This is a genomic window from Paraburkholderia sp. EG286A, assembly GCF_040965375.1.
Lineage (GTDB): Bacteria > Pseudomonadota > Gammaproteobacteria > Burkholderiales > Burkholderiaceae > Paraburkholderia.
The window spans coordinates 38298-57644 of the sequence record NZ_JBFRCB010000008.1; the positions used below are offsets into that span (position 1 = coordinate 38298).

17 protein-coding genes are annotated in these 19347 nt (G+C 66.5%); 7 read left to right on the top strand and 10 right to left on the bottom strand.

All coding sequences use genetic code 11. From position 1 onward, the window contains the following. Positions 1 to 9 precede the first annotated feature (9 nt). Complete coding sequence (locus AB4Y35_RS32125) at positions 10 to 153, top strand: hypothetical protein (protein ID WP_368707586.1); 144 nt, start codon at positions 10 to 12, stop codon at positions 151 to 153. Here AB4Y35_RS32125 and AB4Y35_RS32130 read toward each other — a convergent pair. The 4 genes from AB4Y35_RS32130 to AB4Y35_RS32145 form a co-directional block, all read right to left on the bottom strand. Beyond that, complete coding sequence (locus AB4Y35_RS32130; protein ID WP_368707587.1) at positions 150 to 1532, bottom strand: lipopolysaccharide biosynthesis protein; 1383 nt, start codon at positions 1530 to 1532, stop codon at positions 150 to 152. The genes AB4Y35_RS32125 and AB4Y35_RS32130 overlap by 4 nt on opposite strands. Continuing rightward, positions 1525 to 3210 carry a glycoside hydrolase family 44 protein gene (locus AB4Y35_RS32135; protein ID WP_368707588.1) on the bottom strand — a complete coding sequence of 562 codons (1686 nt, stop codon included), beginning with the start codon at positions 3208 to 3210 and terminating at the stop codon, positions 1525 to 1527. The genes AB4Y35_RS32130 and AB4Y35_RS32135 overlap by 8 nt, the downstream gene beginning before the upstream one ends. Next, positions 3197 to 4483, bottom strand: a complete 1287-nt coding sequence (locus AB4Y35_RS32140) for a hypothetical protein (RefSeq protein ID WP_368707589.1) — start codon at positions 4481 to 4483, stop codon at positions 3197 to 3199. Before AB4Y35_RS32140 ends, AB4Y35_RS32135 begins: the two co-directional genes overlap by 14 nt. Positions 4484 to 4547: 64 nt before the next feature. Beyond that, positions 4548 to 5201 (bottom strand): polysaccharide biosynthesis/export family protein, encoded by a 654-nt coding sequence (locus AB4Y35_RS32145; protein ID WP_368707590.1) that lies wholly within the window; start codon positions 5199 to 5201, stop codon positions 4548 to 4550. 391 nt (positions 5202 to 5592) lie between these two features. On the opposite strand from AB4Y35_RS32145, the gene AB4Y35_RS32150 reads away from it, so the two are divergent. Continuing rightward, positions 5593 to 7614, top strand: a complete 2022-nt coding sequence (locus tag AB4Y35_RS32150) for a GumC family protein (RefSeq protein WP_368707591.1) — start codon at positions 5593 to 5595, stop codon at positions 7612 to 7614. A gap of 19 nt (positions 7615 to 7633) precedes the next feature. Then, positions 7634 to 8605 (top strand): DUF6492 family protein, encoded by a 972-nt coding sequence (locus AB4Y35_RS32155; protein WP_368707592.1) that lies wholly within the window; start codon positions 7634 to 7636, stop codon positions 8603 to 8605. A 48-nt stretch (positions 8606 to 8653) separates the two neighbouring features. Here AB4Y35_RS32155 and AB4Y35_RS32160 read toward each other — a convergent pair whose 3' ends face one another. From AB4Y35_RS32160 to AB4Y35_RS32180, 5 genes are all read right to left on the bottom strand, one after another. Continuing rightward, the gene (locus AB4Y35_RS32160) at positions 8654 to 9106 is read right to left on the bottom strand and encodes a lytic transglycosylase domain-containing protein (protein WP_368707808.1); all 453 of its coding nucleotides are present in this window, start codon (positions 9104 to 9106) and stop codon (positions 8654 to 8656) included. An 81-nt stretch (positions 9107 to 9187) separates the two neighbouring features. Beyond that, positions 9188 to 9529 (bottom strand): hypothetical protein, encoded by a 342-nt coding sequence (locus AB4Y35_RS32165; protein WP_368707593.1) that lies wholly within the window; start codon positions 9527 to 9529, stop codon positions 9188 to 9190. Between the two features lie 4 nt (positions 9530 to 9533). Next, positions 9534 to 9878 carry a hypothetical protein gene (locus tag AB4Y35_RS32170; RefSeq protein WP_342923157.1) on the bottom strand — a complete coding sequence of 115 codons (345 nt, stop codon included), beginning with the start codon at positions 9876 to 9878 and terminating at the stop codon, positions 9534 to 9536. Positions 9879 to 10176: 298 nt separating this feature from the next. Next, complete coding sequence (locus AB4Y35_RS32175; protein ID WP_342923072.1) at positions 10177 to 10470, bottom strand: GYD domain-containing protein; 294 nt, start codon at positions 10468 to 10470, stop codon at positions 10177 to 10179. A 34-nt stretch (positions 10471 to 10504) separates the two neighbouring features. Continuing rightward, on the bottom strand, positions 10505 to 11911 hold the full coding sequence (locus AB4Y35_RS32180; protein WP_368707594.1) for an FAD-binding oxidoreductase: 1407 nt from the start codon (positions 11909 to 11911) through the stop codon (positions 10505 to 10507). A gap of 456 nt (positions 11912 to 12367) precedes the next feature. On the opposite strand from AB4Y35_RS32180, the gene AB4Y35_RS32185 reads away from it, so the two are divergent. Further along, entirely contained in the window at positions 12368 to 13327 is a 960-nt protein-coding gene (locus tag AB4Y35_RS32185; protein ID WP_368707595.1) for a DNA-binding protein, read from the top strand. Positions 13328 to 13389: 62 nt separating this feature from the next. Here AB4Y35_RS32185 and AB4Y35_RS32190 read toward each other — a convergent pair whose 3' ends face one another. Then, positions 13390 to 13863 (bottom strand): Lrp/AsnC family transcriptional regulator, encoded by a 474-nt coding sequence (locus tag AB4Y35_RS32190; protein WP_069263434.1) that lies wholly within the window; start codon positions 13861 to 13863, stop codon positions 13390 to 13392. 141 nt (positions 13864 to 14004) lie between these two features. Between AB4Y35_RS32190 and AB4Y35_RS32195 the strand changes: the two genes are divergently transcribed. From AB4Y35_RS32195 to AB4Y35_RS32205, 3 genes are all read left to right on the top strand, one after another. Continuing rightward, on the top strand, positions 14005 to 17538 hold the full coding sequence (locus tag AB4Y35_RS32195; protein WP_368707596.1) for an indolepyruvate ferredoxin oxidoreductase family protein: 3534 nt from the start codon (positions 14005 to 14007) through the stop codon (positions 17536 to 17538). Positions 17539 to 17568: 30 nt separating this feature from the next. After that, positions 17569 to 18336 carry an SDR family NAD(P)-dependent oxidoreductase gene (locus AB4Y35_RS32200; protein ID WP_368690813.1) on the top strand — a complete coding sequence of 256 codons (768 nt, stop codon included), beginning with the start codon at positions 17569 to 17571 and terminating at the stop codon, positions 18334 to 18336. Between the two features lie 91 nt (positions 18337 to 18427). Beyond that, entirely contained in the window at positions 18428 to 19333 is a 906-nt protein-coding gene (locus AB4Y35_RS32205) for a LysR family transcriptional regulator (protein ID WP_368707597.1), read from the top strand. Positions 19334 to 19347 lie beyond the last annotated feature (14 nt).

Below are 19347 nucleotides of genomic sequence, written 5' to 3' on the forward strand. Positions count from 1 at the left end.
TGGGTATCGATGCAGACGATTGCCGCCTGCCTGACCATGAATTCCGCAATCGCCGTGCCGCGTGCGCTTGCCCGTGTTTATCCGCGCCGGAACGATGAGTCGTTGCAGGCGCAAGCAGTTGAAGCCGGCGCCGTTGAAATCGCGACGATCTAGACGTCCTGTTGCCCGTCTTGCTCCGCGCTGCGTCCCGGCACGCGCCCGAGCACCCATCGCCCGAGCAGCGCAAGTGGCAACACGCCCAGCAGCCGGTGCGCCGCCCAAGCCGCGAGCACGCCGTTCACGGCAATGGCGAGCGATGCCGCAGCCGCCGCCCCGACGCTGCCGCCCATCGGCGCGAGCACGGCGAGGCCCACGAGCAGCACGGCGACCGAGTAGAAGTTGATTCGGTACAGGACGGAAGTGTGCGCGGTCATGCCCAGCAGTTCGGGCATGGCGGTAAAGCAGGCCGCGGCGATCTGGCCGAGCGCGAGCACGCGCAGCGCGGCCGCGCCGCCGCCGAAGCCCGGTCCGAACAGGCGCAGCAAGTGTTCGGGAAAGAGCAGCATGCAGAGCGCGGCGGGCAACGCGAGGCACAGCACGAGGCCCGCCGCCTGGGCCGCGCTTTTGTCGAGCCCATGCCGGTCGTTGCGCGCGAAAAGGCTCGCGAACTTCGGCGCGGCCATGCCGGTCACGCCGCTGATCAGCAGATTGATGACGAGCGCGAGACGCCACGCCAGCGCGAAGAGCCCGGTCTCGCGCGACGAGGCGACGATGCCGAGCACGATGGCGGGCGCCGAGGTGATCAACAGCTTCGTGAATTCCAGCGTGAAAAGCGGCAAGCCCGCCTTGAGCAGGCGCGGCGGTTCGGCGGGCGCTGGTGCGCTAGCGGGCACGCCGGCAAGAAAACGCCTGAGCAGAAACGCGCCGGTCAGCGCGGTGAGCGTGAAGCTGGCGGCGATCAGCATGAGCGTGCTGGCGACGCTCATGCCGTGCGTCAATCCGAGCGGGATGGCGACGGCGCAGAAGATCGCGGGCCAGAGCCAGGAATAGATCATCTGGCTGCAGCCCACGCGCTGGAGTCCGGCAAGCGCCCCCGCCATGGCCGCGCCGAGATTTTGCGGGATGAACGAGAGCGCGCCGAGCGCGAGCGGCCAGGCGAGTTCGGGCTTCTTCAGCACGTCGTGCGCGAAGGCGAATGCGCCGGCGCCAAGCGCGATCGAGATGGCGACGGAGGCGAGCAGCACCAGCCACAGCGCGCGGCGAATGGCGGGCCGCACGGCGCGCGCCTCGCCCGCCGCGAGGTCCATCGCGATCTGCCGCGTGAGCGCCTGGTCGATGCCGAGGCGCCCGAACCCCGCGAGCGCCACCATCGTGCTGAACACGATATAGAAGTCGCCCGTCTGCACCACGCCCAGCATGGCGGCGATCAGCAGATGGAAGCCGTAGCGGCTCGGCAGGTCGAGCAGGCGCACGCCGAGGCTCACGAGCGAGCCCCGGATCATCGAACCGCCGTTTGGGCGCGCGGGCATGCGCGCTTCGCGGGCTTCACTCATGCTGCGCCTGCGCGCCGCGCAGGACGAACAGCGTCACGCTCTGCGCGGGCAGGCTCGCGCGCAGCGTGCTGTCCTGGTAGCGCGCGTCGGGCATGCGGAACAGCTGGTTGTTCGCGAGCCGCCAGGTTTCGGCCACGCCGCTCGCCGCGAAATGATCGAGTGTGACGGCGGCATCGGCGGGGCGGTCCAGCTGCTTGTTGATGACCACGAGCGTCAGCGCATGGTCGCGCTCGCGCAAGGCGGCGAATGCGGAAACGGTGTCCGGGTCGGGCGCGTTCGCGGCAATGCTGGTCGCGCCGAACGCCGCACCGTTGCCGTCGTAGTTGCGGTAGAGCTTGAATGCCTTGTACACCGGCATCGAGGGATCGAGCGTGCCCCAGCGCGTGGCGATATCCAGCCCCTCGCGGCCGAAAATGCCGAGCACGTCGGCCTGGGCCGTCGCGCCGTTCATCAGCGTGTCGCCACCCCAGTTGTATTCCGTGATGCCGATGGGCGTGCCCGGGTAGTAGTACGTATCGACCCAATGGCGCATCAGCGGGATCAGCGCGACGACGTTGTTGATCCACGTGGGGTCTTTGTAGTTCGGGTCCCACAGGTCGCGCGTGGAGCGGTTGCGCGTGAGCGCCACGGCCTGCGAGTTCGTCACGCCCGTTTCGGCGTATTCGCCGCCCTGCGGGTAGAAGTGCAGGCTGAACACGTCGACCGGATGGCCCGCCGCTTTCCATTGCGCGAGCAGCCAGGGCACGTACGGCATGCCCTGGGTTTCGCCTGTGCGGTCCGGCGTGTGATCGAGGCCGTGGTCCGCGGCGTACTGCTGGTCGAAGCCACTGTAGAAATAGCCCTGCCAGCCCCATTCTTCGGGCGCGACGATCTGCGCGTGCGGGTCCGCCGCCTTCACGGCGCGCGCATAGGCGATCACCTTGCCGGCGATTTCGCTCGCATGCGCGCCCGTGGGATGGACGTCGCGGTGTATGAGCTGCCAGAGGCTCGGCTCGTTGTCGAGCGCGTAGTAGCGCACGCCGCCCCCGCTCGCGCCGCCGAATTGCTTCACCAGATCGGCGACGCGCGCCTGCTCGTTTTGCGGGTCGTCGGGCGTCGAGGCGTCGTTCGCGTCGTTGCCGGCAATCGGCTTGCCGCCGGCCGCCACGCCGTTGCCGGCGTCGGCGTGACCGTTCACGTCGTGATTCGGCTGCGGGCCGTACTTGGCGATCGAGAAGCTCGCGAGCGTCTCGCGGGCCGGTCCGAGTTTCGCCACACGGCCGAGCATTGGAATGGTCACGATGGGCGTGGCGCCCGCCGCCTGGGTGAGCGCGACGAAGCGCTCGCCGAACTGGTCGTTGATATCGGCGGGATTGACGGCGAGGCTCTCGAAATACCAGTCCTTGCCCGCGTTGCGTGCGTCGAGGCGCCAGTTATAGGCTGAGGCGCTGTTGCCGCCCGAGCGGTTGATGGGCGCGCGCAGGTCTTGCAGGACCGCCGTCGTGCCGAAGTTGATGCCGTAAATCAGCGGGCTGATGGGGTGCCGGCCGGCGGCGGCATCCACCGAGATGGCTACCGGCAAGGGCGTTCCCGAGGTCGCGTCGGTGCAGGCCGCCGCGCCCGACATGAGCAGCGCGCCGACCAGCAGCGTATGCAGGTTGGGGCGCTTGATCCGCTTGTTGCGCTTAGGGCGTGGCATGGTGAACCTGCAGATCGGCATGGTCGTCGTGATGGCCGTCCAGCTCGCCCACGCGCCAGATGTACGCGAAGATCGCGAGAATGACCGCGGTCTCGCCCGGCGTGAGGGTAGGCGGGTAAAAGAATGAAATGAGCAGGACGTAGACGAGATAGTCGAACAGCGCGCCGAGAAAATCGTCGTCGACCTTCTTGCGCAGGCGCCGGTAGAACACGATGCCGCGCAGCTGGAAGAACAGGATGATGAGCGCGCCGATCAGGCCGTACTCGAACACGATGCCGAGCCACGTAATGTCGGCGAGGAAGAAAAAGTGGTGAAAGTAGTCGATCAGGTTGTCTTTGCTGGTCGAGCTGATCGTGCCCACGCCGAAGAGCCAGCGCATCGGCTCGCTGCCGAGGAACTTCGTGGCGAGCAGGATGGTGATGCGGCGCGTGTCGAAGCCCGTGCTCGCGTCGGTGCTGAAGGTCGTGGCGAGGTAGCCCGCCGAGAACAGGGCGACGAGCGCGACGGGCGCGGCGAGCAGCAGCAGGACGCGCGTGCGCATGCGCGACCAGGCGAAGGTGTTGATGACGAGCACGCCCATGATGCCGATGACCATGGCGCGCGTCTTGACGATCAGCAGCGTGACGGCGAACGCGACGACCACGCCCAGCAGATAGCCCGCATGCCTTTCGAAAAAGGCCCGCCGGTAGCAGAAGAACAGCAGGATGAGCGGGAAATACATCGACATGCGGATGCGGTGGCCGCGGTTGTCGGCGCTAAAAAAGGGCGACTGGCCGATTACATACGACTCCTGGTACCAGTCGGAGGGCACCACGGCCCAGAGCACGATCAGCACCGCGAGAATGACGACGCCGAGCACCAGGAAGCCGCGCTCCAGCTCGCCAAGCCTGGGCTTGAGCGTGAGGAGCAGCGCGAGAAACGAGAAGAAATAGAGCACGGGCAGCAGCTTCACCTGCGCCGTGATGCTCGTGAAAAACCCTTCGTGGAAATAGAACACGGCGGCGAAGCTCGGCACCAGCAGGAGCCACGCGAAGCTGATGAGGATTTGCCGCGTCATGGGAAAACGCGGTTCGCCGCCCAGGCGCAGCACGGCGGGCAGCGAAATGACCGGCAGCGCTTTCGAGAGCGCCCAGAGCGGCACGAGCGTGCTCAGGTAGTGGAAGGTCTGGCCGAAGAGCGGCAGGAGCGCGAGCAGCCACCACGTGACCCGCCACCTGGCGGGCTCGCTCGAAAAGACCGGGGCAAGCCCGGTGGTTGGGGTGGCGGTTTCCATCGCGTGTGATTCGCGCTTGATTCGTTGGCCCGGGCGTGGAAAACCACGGGCTCGCGGAGCAGGCCTAGTAAGTCGTGGGGTTGTTCGAGATCGTGTAGTCGAAGCCGCGCTGGAACGGAATGACCTTGTCGATGTACTGATCGACCCACTGGTCGACTTCGGCGATCGAGGACTTCGGCACGAAGATCGTGTCGGTGGCCTGCAGGACGACATCCTGGGTCGGGTCGCCGCGATGCGTGAGCGCGTCGAGGTCGATCGTGCGCAGCATCGGACGGCCATCGGGGCTGCGGCGGATCAGCACGACTTCGTTGGTGCGCGCCGTGTCGAGCAAGCCCTGCGCGGCGGAGATGGCCTGCAGCACGCTCATGCCCGTGTGCAGCGCGATTTCGCCGGGGCGCCCGACCTGGCCGGCCACATAGACCTTGGCCGCGGACTGCACGATGGCGACCGAAGCGTGCGCGTTCTTCGCCATGCCGTTGGCGGCGAGCGCCTTGTTGATGGCGTCGCCGAGTTGGGCCACCGTGAGGCCCGCGGCGGGGATCGTGCCCGCGAACGGCATGGTCAGGCCGCCGTCCGGCGCGACCGAACCGCGAAAGTTCAGCTCGGCATTGAAGGGCATGACGACCGAAAGGTCGTCGCCGGGTTCGATGCGATAGACGCCGGGCGTGGCTTGCGACCACGCGGCGAACTGCGCGCGCTGCTGGAATTGCGGTTCCACCCAGGTCTGGGTGCAGGCGGTAAGCGTCAGCAGCCCGAGGACGCAGGCTGGTCGGAATATGTTCATCGGGCGCGTGGGTGAAGCGGTGGCTTGCGGTTCCTGATCTCTTGTCAAGTAACGGCAGGAATTGCCGTTAATGAAGGGTGGAACTCACACGATTTTTTCGCGGATGTCAGTTTAACGCGACATCCTGGATGTTTTCTTACGTATTATATGCGCCGTCGAATCTTCACTGCTGGCCCGGAACCGCACCTGTATGGTTATTACTACTAGAACAAGGCCTGAAAGGAAGGCGGCTGTTGTCGAACTGACGGTCCGGGATTATCTCAACACCGTTTTTTATTATCGCAAGCTTGCCACGGCGGTATTTCTTTCCGTTGTGGCGATCGGCGTGGCGGTCGCGCTGCTGGTGCCGATGCCTTACCGGGCGCAGTCGACGCTGCTCGTACTCCTTGCAGGATATTACGACCAGTCGAACAACCCGAATGGCGGCGCCGCGGTGCAGCCCGCCATCGGCCAGCTCGACGGCGTCGAGGCGCAAATTCTCAGCAGCCCGGAACTGCATCGCGACGTGGTGATCGCGAAACTGGGGCCGAACGCCAGCGAACACGAAATCGACAGCCATTTGCAGGAATTCGAGCATCGGCTGCATATCGAGCAGAACGATCTCGCGAGCACCATCAACCTCACGTATTACGACGCCGATCCCAGGGAAGCGGCCGATGCGCTTTCGCGTCTGCTCGACACGTACTTCCGCCGGCGCGCGACGATCTTCACGTCGGGCCGCGTCGATTTCCTGACCGGCCAGCGCGACGAAGTCGCAAGGCAACTGAAAAAGGCCGATGCCGACCTGCTCGCGTTCCAGAAAACGCACGGCATCGTCAATATCGACGACCAGACTTCGCGTGCCGTGCTGCTCGAAAGCCAGCTCGTGCAGCAAAAGCTCGAGAACGACACGTCGCTCGCGCAGCATCGCGGCGAACTGAAGTCGGAGCAGGCGTCCTCGAAGGGGGTGAAGGCGACGATTCCGATCTTCACCGACGACTCCGAAGCCGCCCACGCGCTCGACACGATGCAGCTTTCGCTGATGCAGCTCGAAGCGCGCCGCGCCGATTTCGCCTCGCGCTACATGGATAGCTCGCCGTTCGTGCAGCAGCTCGATCAGCAGATCGCCGACATGCACGCGAGCATCGCGCGTCGCAAGGCGCAGATGGCCACGGCCACGCGCTACGGCCACAACGACTACTACGACGTGGTGCAAGGGCGGCTGGCCGCGCTCAATGCGAGCATCGCGGGCGAAACCGCGCGCCAGCAGGCGCTCGAAGATCAGATCAAGGGCACCCGCGCGACGCTGCGGAACTTGAGCGACATCTCCAGCCAGATGCGCCAGCTGCAGGCAACGCGCGACATTCTGGCCGACAGCTTCAAGGACCGTTCGCGCCAGGTCGAGCTGGCGAAGATCCAGCAGGGGCAGGTGAGCCAGGTGAACAGCACGAACGTGCGCGTGATCCAGGCGCCGTTCCCGCCTTCGCAGCGCAGCGTGTCGGCGAGCCTCGTCATTGCGGCGAGCGTGGCGGCGGGTCTGCTGATTGCGGCGCTCGTCGTGCTCGTCATGGCGAGCCTGCGCGAGACCTTCCTGAGTCCGGAGCAGGCCGAGCGCTCGCTGCTGCTGCCGGTGCTGAACGCGCCCGTGATGCTCGGCGGTGGCGGTGCGCGCCGGCCCGGCGCCGCGGGCGCGTCAGCCGACGCGGGCAAGGCAGCCAGCCGGCCCGCGCATATGGCGTACGGACGCATGATCGCGGCCATCAACGCGAGCACGGACTCGCCCGCCAAGGTCGTCATGGCGCTCTCGTTCGGCAAGAACGACGGGCTGCTTTCAGTGATTCGCGGCCTCGCCGTCGAACTGGAGCACCGCACGACCAAGCCGGTCCTCATTCTCGACATGGCTTCCGGCGCCGACGCGCCGCTCTACGGTCCGCCGAACGCGCAGGGCCTGCTGACGTGGTCGGGGCACGGCGGGCAAAGCCGTGCGGCGAGCGCGGCGCCCACGGAGATCGCGGCTTCGGGCGGACTCGTGTTCGAGAGCGTCGAGCGGCACAACATCGTCGTCGCGCGGCCGGAAAGCGGCACGTTCCCGGCTTCGTGGCAGCAGACCACGACTCTCTTCGACGCGCTGCGCGAGGCGCACGACTACATCGTCGTGCATGCGCCGCCCGCGAGCCAGTCCTTCGCCGGCATCGAAAACGCGGCGCTGGCGGACGCCACGGTCATGGCGGTGCGCGCAGAGGTGTCGCGCAAGCCCGTGGTCCTCGGCCTCAAAACGCAGCTGCTCGACGCGGGCGGCAGGTTGATCGGCATCGCGCTGACGCATCGGCGCGGCTATATCCCGAACTTCATTTATCGATTCTTCTAACATTCGGGACCTGACTGCCATGCATCAGATCAGCGCCATCCTGCCGGTCAAGACGCGGGGACGGCATTACGCCGACAACATCGGCCGCTGCGACATCCTGTTCTCGTCGCTGCGTCACTTCACGACGCCCAAAACGTTTCACCGTTTCGTGATCGTCGTGCCGCACGAGGAACTCGACGAGGTCAAAGGCTACGCGAAGGCGTGGTCCGATTTCCCCATCGAAGTGGTCGACGAATCGCTGTACATGGGCATTTTTGCGGAGTTCTCGCAGCGTCACCAGATCCGCAACTGGCACCGGCAGCAGATCATCAAGCTAAATGCGCCCGAATGGATCGAGACCGAGTATTTCCTCGTGCTCGACCCCGACTGCTTCGCCACGCATCGCTTCAGCGCGGATACGCTGATTCTCGACGGCCGTGCGCTCACGCATGTGCAGCCGCGTACGGTGGAGCCGTATTACTGGGAGGCTTCGGCGAAGCTGCTGGATCTCGATCCGCAACTCGCGCGCGACGGCATCTGGTGGACGCCGGCCATCCTGTCGCGCACGCTGTGCCTGAGCCTGCAAGAGCGCCTGGCGGCGTTGCACGGCACCGACTGGCGCCGCGTGCTGCTCGCCAATTACGCGCTCGACTGGACCGAATACACGCTTTACTGGCTCAACGCGGAAAACGAAGGGCTGCTGGAGCAGTACCACACGGGCCCGAAGCCTGGCCAGCGCGCGCTGCACGCCGACGAAAGCGTCTGGTTCGCCGACAAGATGGAAGGCTGGAGCGAGGCGCGCCACCTCGCGCCGGAAAGCGACGGCATGTTCGCCGTGGTCCAGAGCAACACGCACATCTCGCCGCAGCGCGTGGTGGAAAAGCTTGCGCCGTATTTCCCGATCACGCTGCAGCCTTACGAGCGCCATATCGACCCCGCGCTCAAGGGCGCCGAGCTTTATTCGGCTGTGGCGCGTCGCGGGCTCAAGCTGTTGAACAAGCTGCGCGGCTAAGCGGTCGTTGCGCAGGCAACGAATCTGAAGCGACGCCGTGCGCGTCGTTCATCGCCCCGGCTGCAGGTGGCCCCAGCTCACGAGGATCGCCTGAATGCTGCGCGCGTAGGCATCGCGCTCGTGCGGCGACTCCGAGTGGTACGCGCCAATGGCGCGCCACGTGTTGCCGTATCGCACCATCTTTTGCTTGAGCAGCCAGGCGGCCACGAAAATATTCACGCACGGGTCCGTGAGGGCGCCGTGCGGAATGCCCTCGCGCGAAAGCTCCGAAAAGTGGATCGAGTTGATCTGCGCTTGCCCGACGTCGATCGAGCCGTTCGCATTGTGATTGATGGCCGCCGCGTCGCCTTTCGATTCACGCCACGCCACGGCGCGCAGCACGAGCGGATTCACGCCCTGGTAGGCGCCGGCCTTTTCGAAGCATTCGTCGGCGGGCGGCGCGGCGTGCGCGGCCGTTGCGCCGAGCGCCGCGAGGCTCATGAACGCGACCCACGCGCGCATGACTCGCGATCGCAACTGGCGCAGGGCGTTGGTCTTCTGCTGCATGGGTCAAAGCTCCGGGTTGGGCGTCAATGCGCGACGTCACTGCGCGAGAGCGGAATCGAGTTGCTGCTCGATGTCCCTGAGGTAGGCGCGCGAGGTGTCGGAGACGACGAGGCGCGGCGTGGGCATGGCGCAGTGGCAATCGCGCTGGCGCACCTTCTTCTTGCTGTGCGAAGACGAATGCGGCGCGGGAACCTCGTCGTCGTCGCCGGTCGTGGGCGGCAGCATGGCGAGCGAGGGCAGCGGCGGATAGACCTTGTCGGCGGCGGGCGTCGCCGCAGCGGCAACGACGGTGGCTGTGGCGGGCGCGCTGGCGGCGGGTTGGCCCGCCCAGGCGGCGCTACAGAAGCCGAATGCGGCGGCGAAAACGATCGGACGCATCGTGTCAGCTCCCCGCATGCCACGGTTCGATCGAGACGCTGTACGTCTGGTTCGCGCCAGCCGTCAGGTTTTCGAGCGTGGGCTTGGGCCCTTGCGCGGGCACGCCCCGCCAGATGGCCTGATTGATGTACTTGAAGTCCTGGCCGAGCGCCGTCACGCGGATCACGGTGGGCTGCTTCTGCGCGGCGGCGAGCGCGCCCGCCTTGGCGAGCACCGCGCTCAGCTGCGGGTCGTGCGCGCCTAGCGCATCGGCGGGAATGTCGAACTTCATGATGACGTTCGACACGGCGGGTTTCCCGGTTTGCGCCGTGCTGGGCGGCTGCAGTTGCGCGCAGCCTGTCACAACCATTACGGCAAGTAAAAGCAAAACGCGCGTCACGTCCGGGTCTCCAAAAATTCGTGGCGATGTACGCGTTGTCGGCCTCGCGCGCGCGGACTTGATACCCAGGCGGCAAACGTTTGCCAAAAAGAAAGACTTCGCTCGCGCAGTGCCGCTTCCCGGAAGGTTGCCCGCGCGCCATGGTGTGTTCGGGCAGGGAACTGCCTCCCCGATCTGGAAGGGGAATGCGCCGCGCATGCGGCGAATAGGTATGAAGAATGCTGAACGGCCGCGCGGCACCGGCCCGGGTGCCGCGCGCCGGCGCTCGTTAATTGAGCTTGCCGAGCACCGCCGTGAACTCGTCCTTGCTCAAGGCGCGCAGCGTTTGCGTGCGGATATTGCCGAGCGACCCGAGGGCGAGGCCGAACGCCATGAAGCTTTGCTCGTCGGGCGCGTCGATGACCGTGACGACGTCGTATTTCCCGAGCGTCCAGTAGATCTGCTTCATTTCGCAGCCGAAAGTTTTGGCGAGTTCCGCTGCCTGACTGGCGCGTTGCGCGCTGTTCTTGACGGCGCGGATACCCTGGTCGGTGAACTGCGAGAGCACCACATAAGTCGCCATGACGAATCTCCTTACGATGACATCGATACGCGGACTACTGGCTTCCCTCGGCCGACCCTTCGGGCCGGATGTTCTGGTTGTGGCGGAAAAGATTGTGCGGGTCGTATTTCGTCTTGACGGCGACGAGACGGCTCATGTTCGGACCGTAGGCGGCTTCGACGCGCGTGCGTTCGTCGTCGGTGAGGAAGTTCACGTAGACACTGCCGAGCGCGTAAGGCGCGGAAGCTTCGAAGAAGCCGCGCGCCCAGGCGACGCAGCGCGCGTCGTCGGCGGGATCGGTCCAGCGGCCGTGCACGTTCATGACGTAGAGCGCGTCGCGACTCGGGTAGGCCATCGCATCGGACGCGACGCGCAGCGTCGCGCCGCCGATCTGGCCGAAGAATATTTCGCACTCGGGCGAGGGCAGCGCGGCGATGGCGTCGATCAGCGTGTCGATGAGACCGTCGGGCAACGCGTTGAGATTGTGCGATTTCCAGTAGTTGCGTGCGCCCGGCGTGAGGAGCGGATCGAATGCCTGCTGCCACGCGGCGTAGGGCATCGGCCCGAGATGTTCGCCACACGGCTTGCCGAAGCGCCGCACCGCGTCCACCGCGTTCGGCCCGTTTTCCGGCGGCCCCGAATAGCAGATCGCGAACACGATGACGGGCTTGCCGTGCACCTCGGGCGGCAGGAACGGCAGCGGCGGCGCGAGACGCGAGACGCTCCACACGGTCAGGTCTTCGGGCATCGCTTCGGCCGCCTCGCGGTAATGCGTCAGCGCTTCTTTCGCGGCGTCGAACGGCAGCACGACCAGTCCGCCGTAGATCTCGGGGCCGACGGGGTGAAGCGCGAACTCGAACATCGTCACCACGCCGAAGTTGCCGCCGCCGCCGCGCGACGCCCAGAAGAGGTCGGCGTTGTCTTCGGCGCTCGCACGCAGCAGATTGCCGTCGGCGGTCACGACGTCGGCGGCGACGAGGTTGTCGATCGACATGCCGAAGCGCCGGCTCAGCCAGCCGAAGCCGCCGCCGAGCGTGAGACCCGCGACGCCCGTCGTCGAGTTGATGCCGAGCGGCGTGGCGAGGCCGAACGCCTGCGCTTCATGGTCGAAGTCGTGCAGCGTGGCGCCTGGCTCCACATACGCGCGGCGCGTGGCGGGCTCGACTCTGACCGACTTCATGAGCGAGAGATCGATCACGATGCCGCCGTCGCATAGCGCGCTGCCCGCGATATTGTGGCCGCCGCCGCGCACGGCGAGCGGCAGCCCGCTTTCACGCGCGAGCGCCACGGCCTGGCGCACGTCGGCGCAACCGCGGCAGCGCACGATGAGCGCGGGGCGGCGCTCGATCATCGCGTTCCAGATTTGCCGGGCTTCTTCGTAGGCCGCGTCGCCGGGTTGCAGGGCTTCGCCGCGCAGCGCGCTTTTCAATGTGGCGATGGATTCGCTCGACAGGCTCGACATGGCACACCTCTCAATTCAACGGATCGGACAAGCGCGCGCCACTAGCCGGGCGTGCGTTTTCATGGACTGAACGGAACTGCGGGCGACCGCTTCAATTGTCGAATCAATGCGGCTGACGCACGCGCGTGACGCGGCGTGCGTCCGGTCGGGAAAGCGGGAAGGAAGGGCTTTCGCAAAGGGCGGCGGGGGCCGCCTCTGGCCGGACCGCGAGGGACCGGGGGCGAGCGCTTTGTGACACCGAGCCTCGCCGATTCATTAGATAACCTAAATTACGCAGCCTGATAAAAAAACGTGCAATTAAATCAGATTATTGTCGCGTCTGGATTCGCTTTAATAGTTTAGCAAGCGCACTGCATGGCTTCTATAATTTTCGCGCACGAGCGGGCGGCATGCGTGGCGGTAGGAATCGTACGCTTTACGTTGTAATATCGACGCATTCCAGCCCCGCACCGTCCCATGACCGACGTCGCCCCCGACGAAGTACGCCTCGCCGCCGAGATCGAACGGCTCAAGGCCGAGTTTCCCAAAACGCGCGAGCTGTATCGCGAAGTGTGCGCGCTGATGTTCTTCCGTTATGGCATCACGCCCACGGCCAACCGGCTCTATCAGCTCGTGCACCGCGGCAGCATGAGCACGCCTACGGCAGTCCTTTCGGAGTTCTGGGCCACCCTGCGCGAGAAGAGCCGCGTGCGTATCGAGCACGCCGATCTGCCCGAGGAACTGCAAGGCGCCGCCGGCGAACTCATGGGCGCGCTCTGGACGCGCGCCACGGCGGCCGCACAGGCGTCGCTCGAAGCGCTGCGGCTGGAAGTGGAGGAGGCGCGCCGTGCGGCGGAAGGCGCAACGGCCGCCGTGCGCGCGGACCTCTCACACACGGAGGTGGCGCTCGAACAGCGCACCGCCGCGCTGCTCACGGCGCAGGTGCGCATTCAGGAGCTGGAGCAGGCGCAAGCCGCCGCGGTTGCCACGCGCGGCGCACTCGAAGCGGAACTGGTGCGCGAGCGCGAGGCAAGCCGCGAACGCGACACGGCGCTCACCCAGGCGCGCGCCGACTTTGCGGCCGAACGCGACAAGCTGCGCGCAAGCGCCGAACTCGCGGAAACGCGCTGGCAGGCAGCGGAGAAGCGCGCCCAGCTCGAAATCGAGCGCGAGCGCACGGCCAACGCGCGTTTGCAGCGCGATGCCGAAGCCGCCACGCAGCGCGCGGCGCGCACGGAGGACAGCGCGCGCGCCGAAATTCAGGCGTTGCAGACGCAGCTCGGCGATTTGCGCCACCAGGTGGGCACGCTCGAAGGCCGGCTCGACGCACTGCGTTCGACCCACACAATTCAGGGGCAAGAGCGTGAGGCGGCGCCGGAGAACGGCGCTGCCGCGAAGCCGCTGCGAGCGGCGCGCAAGGCGGGACAAAAGGCGTGACGGCTTTATCTGTTCCGCGATTCCTTCGACCTCCTCACTGAACCACGGCGTCGCGCCGCGTGTCACTCGTCGCGCACGCGCACCGGCAGCTCGGTTTTGTACTCCACGCGGCGCAGCGCCACGGAAGTGTGAATGTCACGCACGCCCTCGATCTTGGTGAGGCGCGTCATGACGAAACGCTCGATGCCCGCAATATCGCTCGCCACTACGCGCAGCATGTAGTCGAACGCGCCCGTCATCAAATAACACTCCATCACCTCGTCGTAGTTCGAGATCGCGCGCTCGAACGCGGCCAGCCGTGTCTCGTTCTTCTTCTCGATTGCCACCGACACGTACGCGTTGACGGGAAAGCCCGCCTTCTCCTGATCGAGCAGCGTGACGTACTGCGTGATGACGCCGCGCTCTTCGAGCATGCGGATGCGCCGGTAGAACGGCGAGAGCGAAAGCCCGAGCGATTCCGCGAGGTCGGCGGACTTCACGTGCGCGTCGCGCTGCAGGGCGTGCAGGATGGCCACATCCACGCGGTCGAATTTCATTGGCCAGGTTTCCCTGAAAAAGGTGAATTTGGGGCGAGTGTTGCTAATTCGTGAGCAAACTGTGGCTCAGTTTGGCACGAATCGCCGCTATTGGCTACCTAGAATCCGCTAATACCCACAAGCCGAACAGCGGAGACAACCATGAACATGCGAGCCGTCGAGACCGACCGCCAGATCGATACGGACTATCGCCTCGAAGACCGCTATCTGCGCGAGGACGGCGCGGTGTTTCTCACCGGCACCCAGGCGCTGGTGCGCATCCTGATCGAACAGGCGCGCGCGGACCGGCTTGCCGGGCTGAAAACGGCGGGTCTCGTTTCCGGCTATCGCGGCTCGCCGCTCGGCGGATTCGATCAGGAACTGTGGCGCCAGAAGGCACTGCTCGCGGACTTCGACGTGCGCTTCGAGCCGGGCCTGAACGAAGACCTCGGCGCGACCATGCTGTGGGGCGCGCAGCAACTCGACGCGTTCCCCGGCAAACGTGTGGAAGGCGTCTACTCGATGTGGTACGGCAAGGGGCCGGGCGTGGACCGCACCGGCGACGTATTCCGCAACGCCAACATGCTCGGCACCGCGCGGCACGGCGGTGTGCTGGCCGTGGCCGGCGACGACCACGCGGCGCAGTCGTCGATGTTTCCGCACCAGACGGACCACGTCTTCGAAGGCGCGATGATGCCGATTCTCTTTCCGGCATCGGTCGAGGAGTACATCGAGTACGGGCTCACCGGCTATGCGCTGTCGCGTTTCAGCGGGCTGTGGGTCGGTTTCAAGGCGATTACGGAGACGGTGGAAAGCGGCCGTTCGATGCGCGTGGGCCGTGGCGCGCCGTTGCGCTTGCCTGCGGACATCGCGGTGCCGGCGCCGCGCGGCTTCAACTACGACACGCAATTGCGCTGGCCCGCGGAGCGCGCCGAACTGGAGCGCCGCGTGCTCGAAGAGCGCCTGCCCGCCGCGCTCGCCTTCATGCGCGCGAATCCGCTCGACCGCGCGTTGCTGCGCCCCGCGCAGGCGCGCGTGGGCATCGTCACGGTGGGCAAGGCGCATGCGGACGTGCTGGCCGCGTTCGAGGCGCTGGGCCTCACGGCGGCGCGCCTCGAACAACTCGGTATCGGGCTTTATAAGGTCGGCATGATCTGGCCGCTCGAAACCGAAGGGATCAAGGCATTTGCGCGCGGCATGCAGGCGCTTTTCGTCGTGGAGGAGAAGCGCTCGTTCGTGGAGCGGCAGATCAAGGAGGCGCTCTTCAACGTGCGTGCCGACGAGCGGCCCTCCGTGCACGGCAAGACGCTTGGCGAGCACGAGCCGCTGCTGCCCGCCGCGATGGAGTTCGCGCCCGAGCAGCTCGCGCAAGCACTGCAGCGGTTTTTCCGGCACGTCGAGGTCGATGTGCCGCTGCTCGCTACGAGCGCAACCCAGGCGCGTCTGGGCGGCGCGCAGCGCGTGATCGCGCTCGCGCAGGTGCCGCAAGGCGAACCGCTCACGCGCAAGCCGTTCTTCTGCGCGGGCTGCCCGCACAATACGTCGACGCGTCTGCCGGACGGCTCGCATGCCGCGGCCGGCATCGGCTGCCACATCATGGCGCTCGGCGAGGCGGGCAACACGGCGACGTTCTGCCAGATGGGCGGCGAAGGCGTGCAGTGGGTCGGCATGTCGACCTTCACGGACATGCCGCATCTGTTCGTGAATCTCGGTGACGGCACCTACCAGCACTCGGGCAGCCTGGCGATCCGCCAGGCCGTGGCGGCGCGCGCGAACGTCACCTACAAGATTCTCTTCAACGACGCGGTGGCGATGACCGGCGGCCAGCCCGCCGAGGGCGGCCTGACCGTGCATCGCGTGGTGGCGCAGGTCCAGGCCGAAGGCGTGAACGAAGTCGTGGTGGTCACCGACCGGCCTGAGCAATACGCGGGATCGCTGGGGTTGCCTGCGGGCGTGACGCTCCTGCACCGCGACGCGCTCGATGCGCTGCAACGCCGCCTGCGCGAGCAGAAGGGCGTTTCGGTGATCGTCTACGACCAGACCTGCGCCGCCGAAAAGCGCCGCCGCCGCAAGCGCGGCAAGCTGATCGATCCGCCTACGCGCGTGGTGATCAATCCGGCCGTGTGCGAAGGCTGCGGCGACTGTTCCGTGCAGTCGAACTGCATCGCGATCGAGCCGCTCGAAACGGCGCTGGGCCGCAAGCGGGCCATCAATCAATCGAGCTGCAACAAGGACACCTCGTGCGTGAAGGGCTTTTGTCCGAGTTTCGTGACGGTCGAGGGCATGGAGCCGAAGCGCCCGGACGCCGCGCGCATCCAGCGCATCGAAGCCGAACTGCGCGCCACGCTCGCGCCGCCCGCGCGCGTGCCGCAGGCGCTGGAGCAACATCTGCGCATGGTCGTGACCGGCGTGGGCGGCACGGGTGTCGTGACGATCGGCGCGATCCTCGCCATGGCCGCGCACCTCGAAGGGCGCGGCGCCTCGACGCTCGACTTCACCGGCCTCGCGCAAAAGAACGGCGCGGTGTTGAGCCACGTGCAGATCGCGCAGAGCCGCGGGCTCATCACCACCTCGCGCATCGGCGCGCAGGCGGCCAACGTGCTGCTGGGCTGCGACGCGGTGGTGGCGGCATCGTCGGGCGCGCTCTCGCGCCTGCCGGCCAGCGGCGCGCGCGCGATCGTGAACGAGCGCATCAACGCGACCGCCGATTTCGTGCGCGACGGCGATCTGCCCGTGAGCAAGGCCGTCCATCAAGCGGCGATAGAGAGCGCGATGGGCGCGGACGGCGCGGTGTTCTGGGACTGTACGGCGGCGGCGGAAGCGATTTTCGGCGACGCCATCGCCTCGAACATGATGATGGTGGGCTACGCGTATCAGTCCGGCCTCGTGCCGCTTAGCGAAGCATCGATCCTGCAGGCAATCGGGCTCAATGGCGCGGCCGTGAAGATGAACGAACGCGCGTTCCTTTGGGGGCGTCTGATCGCACAGGACACTCGTGTGCTCGGACGCGTGACGGGAGCGGAGGTTGCGGCCGCGGACACGCCGTTCGATCTCGCACGTTTCGTGGCCGAACGCGAGCGCGATCTCACGCAGTACCAGAACGCCGCCTATGCGAAGCGCTATCGCGCGCTGGTCGATGCCGTCGCGCAGGCCGAGCGCGCGATCGAAGGGGCGAGCGGCGCGCTCGCGCAAGCGGCAGCGCGCCATTACTTCAAGGTGCTGGCTTACAAGGACGAGTACGAAGTGGCGCGCCTGCACACGGATGGCGGCTTCGGCGCGTACCTGTCCGGCCTGTTCGACGGCACGGCGGGCAAGAAGACTTTCCACATGGCGCCGCCGCTCCTCACGCGCCGCGATGCGCAAACGGGGCGCCGCAACAAGATCGCGCTGCGCGGCGTGTGGGCCGAGCCGCTGCTGCGCGTGCTCAAGCACGGCAAGGCGCTGCGCGGCACGCCGCTCGATCCGTTCGCACGGCAGCGCGACCGCGTGATCGAGCGCGCGATGATCGGCGAATTCGAGGACGACGTGCGCCTCGTGCTCGGCAAGGTTACGCAGCAGACGCTTGCTGCGGCCGTGGGCCTGCTCGGCGTGCCGGGTGCGGTGCGAGGCTTCGGTATCGTCAAGGAGCGCAATTACGAGCGTTCGCGCGGCGTGCGCGAAAAGTATCGCGCGGAACTGGTGGTTGAGACGGTTTAAAAGATCGGATAACTAATGGAGAAGACTCAAATGGTTGTGCAGGACAAGACGTTTTTTATCACGGGCGGTGGTTCTGGACTCGGCGCGGCGGTGGGCCGACACCTGCTCGAACGCGGCGCGAATGTTGTGTTCGGCGATATCGACGTAGCGCGTGCGCGTGACGTGGCGGCGCTCGGCGGCGAGCATGCACTGGCCGTCGAGGTGGATGTGACGCTGGCGGCAAGCGTCGAGGCGGCGATCGCGCTCGTCACGCAGCGCTTCGGTGCACTGCATGGCGTGGTCAACTGCGCGGGCATCGCACCGGCGCAGCGCATCGTCGGCAAAGAGGGCGCGCATTCGCTCGATCTGTTCGCCAAGGTCGTGAGCGTCAACCTCATCGGCACCTTCAATGTGATGCGTCTCGCCGCCGTGGCGATGGCGAACAACACGCCCGACGCCGGCGGCGAGCGCGGCGTGATCGTCAATACGGCTTCGGTGGCCGCGTACGATGGCCAGATCGGCCAGTCGGCCTATGCGGCTTCGAAGGGCGGCGTCGTTTCGCTCACGCTGCCCGCGGCGCGCGAACTGGCGCGCAACGGTATTCGCGTCGTGACCGTCGCGCCCGGCATCTTCGAAACGCCGATGCTGCTCGCCATGCCCGCCGAAGTGCAGCAGGCGCTGGGCGCGGGCGTGCCGTTTCCGCAACGTCTTGGCCAGCCCGCGGAGTTCGCGGCGCTCGTCGAGCATATCGTCGGCAACCGCTATCTGAACGGCGAGGTGATCCGGCTCGACGGCGCCTTGCGCATGGCGCCGCGCTGATAACGGGTTGTGTGGGGCCGACCGCCGCGGGGACGTCGCAGACCACGTATCGTAGAATCGGATCCATCGACTCACGATATTCGAAAAGCACATGGCCAAGGACGTGACCTTGCGGCAGTTCCGCTACTTCGTGGCGGCGGCGCAGAACGGGCAGTTTTCGATGGCGGCGGCGGCCGAGCATGTCTCGCAGTCGGCAATCACCAATGCGGTGCTCGCGCTCGAGGAGGCGCTCGGCACGCGGCTCTTCGTGCGCTTGCCCCAAGGCGTGGAACTGACGCCCGACGGGCAGGACTTCCTCAATCACGCGCGCCACGTGCTGGAGTCGGTGCGCGACGCGCTGCACAAGGCGCCGTTTCGCGCGCACAGCCTGCGCGGCACGGTGCGCATGGCCGCCTCCTATACGCTGCTCGGCTATTTCCTGCCGGAACTGCTCGCGCGCTTTCGTGCGACCTATCCCGAGATCGAGATCGATCTGCACGATCTGGACCGGCCCGCCATCGAAGAGGCCGTGCTCGCGGGCAAGGTGGATCTCGGCGTGGCGTTGCTTTCCAACGTGGAGCGGCGCGCGCGCTTCGGCCACCACTTGCTGATGCGTTCACGCCGCCAGTTGTGGGCTGCGCCGACGCATCCGCTCGCGCAGATGGGCACCGTCACGCTGCGCGACATCGCCCGTTACCCCTATATCCAGCTTACGGTGGACGAGGGCGAGGCCTCGACGCTGCGCTACTGGAAAAAGCGTCGCGTCGCGCCGAATATCGCGTTTCGCACGAGTTCGATGGAGGCGCTGCGCGGGCTCGTGGCGCACGGCTTCGGCGTGACGATACTCTCGGACATGGTGTTCAGGCCGTGGTCGCTGGAGGGCAAGCGCATCGACGCGTGCGCCATCGAGGATGCCATTCCGCAGATGGAAGCGGGCATGTTGTGGCATCCTGGGGCAGTGCTCAGCGATCCGGCGAGAGCGATGCAGCAGTTTTTGATTCATGCTTGCGGGAATTGAGGGGGGCGGCCGCG

Bases quoted from the DNA above. Each gene is read 5' to 3' on its own strand.
- AB4Y35_RS32190 (WP_069263434.1), bottom strand. From the start codon at position 13,863: ATGAAATTCGACCGCGTGGATGTGGCCATCCTGCACGCCCTGCAGCGC.
- AB4Y35_RS32195 (WP_368707596.1), top strand. From the start codon at position 14,005: ATGAACATGCGAGCCGTCGAGACCGACCGCCAGATCGATACGGACTAT.
- AB4Y35_RS32155 (WP_368707592.1), top strand. From the start codon at position 7,634: ATGCATCAGATCAGCGCCATCCTGCCGGTCAAGACGCGGGGACGGCAT.
- AB4Y35_RS32185 (WP_368707595.1), top strand. From the start codon at position 12,368: ATGACCGACGTCGCCCCCGACGAAGTACGCCTCGCCGCCGAGATCGAA.
- AB4Y35_RS32140 (WP_368707589.1), bottom strand. From the start codon at position 4,483: ATGGAAACCGCCACCCCAACCACCGGGCTTGCCCCGGTCTTTTCGAGC.
- AB4Y35_RS32130 (WP_368707587.1), bottom strand. From the start codon at position 1,532: ATGAGTGAAGCCCGCGAAGCGCGCATGCCCGCGCGCCCAAACGGCGGT.
- AB4Y35_RS32205 (WP_368707597.1), top strand. From the start codon at position 18,428: ATGGCCAAGGACGTGACCTTGCGGCAGTTCCGCTACTTCGTGGCGGCG.
- AB4Y35_RS32165 (WP_368707593.1), bottom strand. From the start codon at position 9,529: ATGCGTCCGATCGTTTTCGCCGCCGCATTCGGCTTCTGTAGCGCCGCC.
- AB4Y35_RS32135 (WP_368707588.1), bottom strand. From the start codon at position 3,210: ATGCCACGCCCTAAGCGCAACAAGCGGATCAAGCGCCCCAACCTGCAT.
- AB4Y35_RS32170 (WP_342923157.1), bottom strand. From the start codon at position 9,878: ATGGTTGTGACAGGCTGCGCGCAACTGCAGCCGCCCAGCACGGCGCAA.
- AB4Y35_RS32125 (WP_368707586.1), top strand. From the start codon at position 10: ATGCAGACGATTGCCGCCTGCCTGACCATGAATTCCGCAATCGCCGTG.
- AB4Y35_RS32175 (WP_342923072.1), bottom strand. From the start codon at position 10,470: ATGGCGACTTATGTGGTGCTCTCGCAGTTCACCGACCAGGGTATCCGC.
- AB4Y35_RS32160 (WP_368707808.1), bottom strand. From the start codon at position 9,106: ATGCGCGCGTGGGTCGCGTTCATGAGCCTCGCGGCGCTCGGCGCAACG.
- AB4Y35_RS32180 (WP_368707594.1), bottom strand. From the start codon at position 11,911: ATGTCGAGCCTGTCGAGCGAATCCATCGCCACATTGAAAAGCGCGCTG.
- AB4Y35_RS32200 (WP_368690813.1), top strand. From the start codon at position 17,569: ATGGTTGTGCAGGACAAGACGTTTTTTATCACGGGCGGTGGTTCTGGA.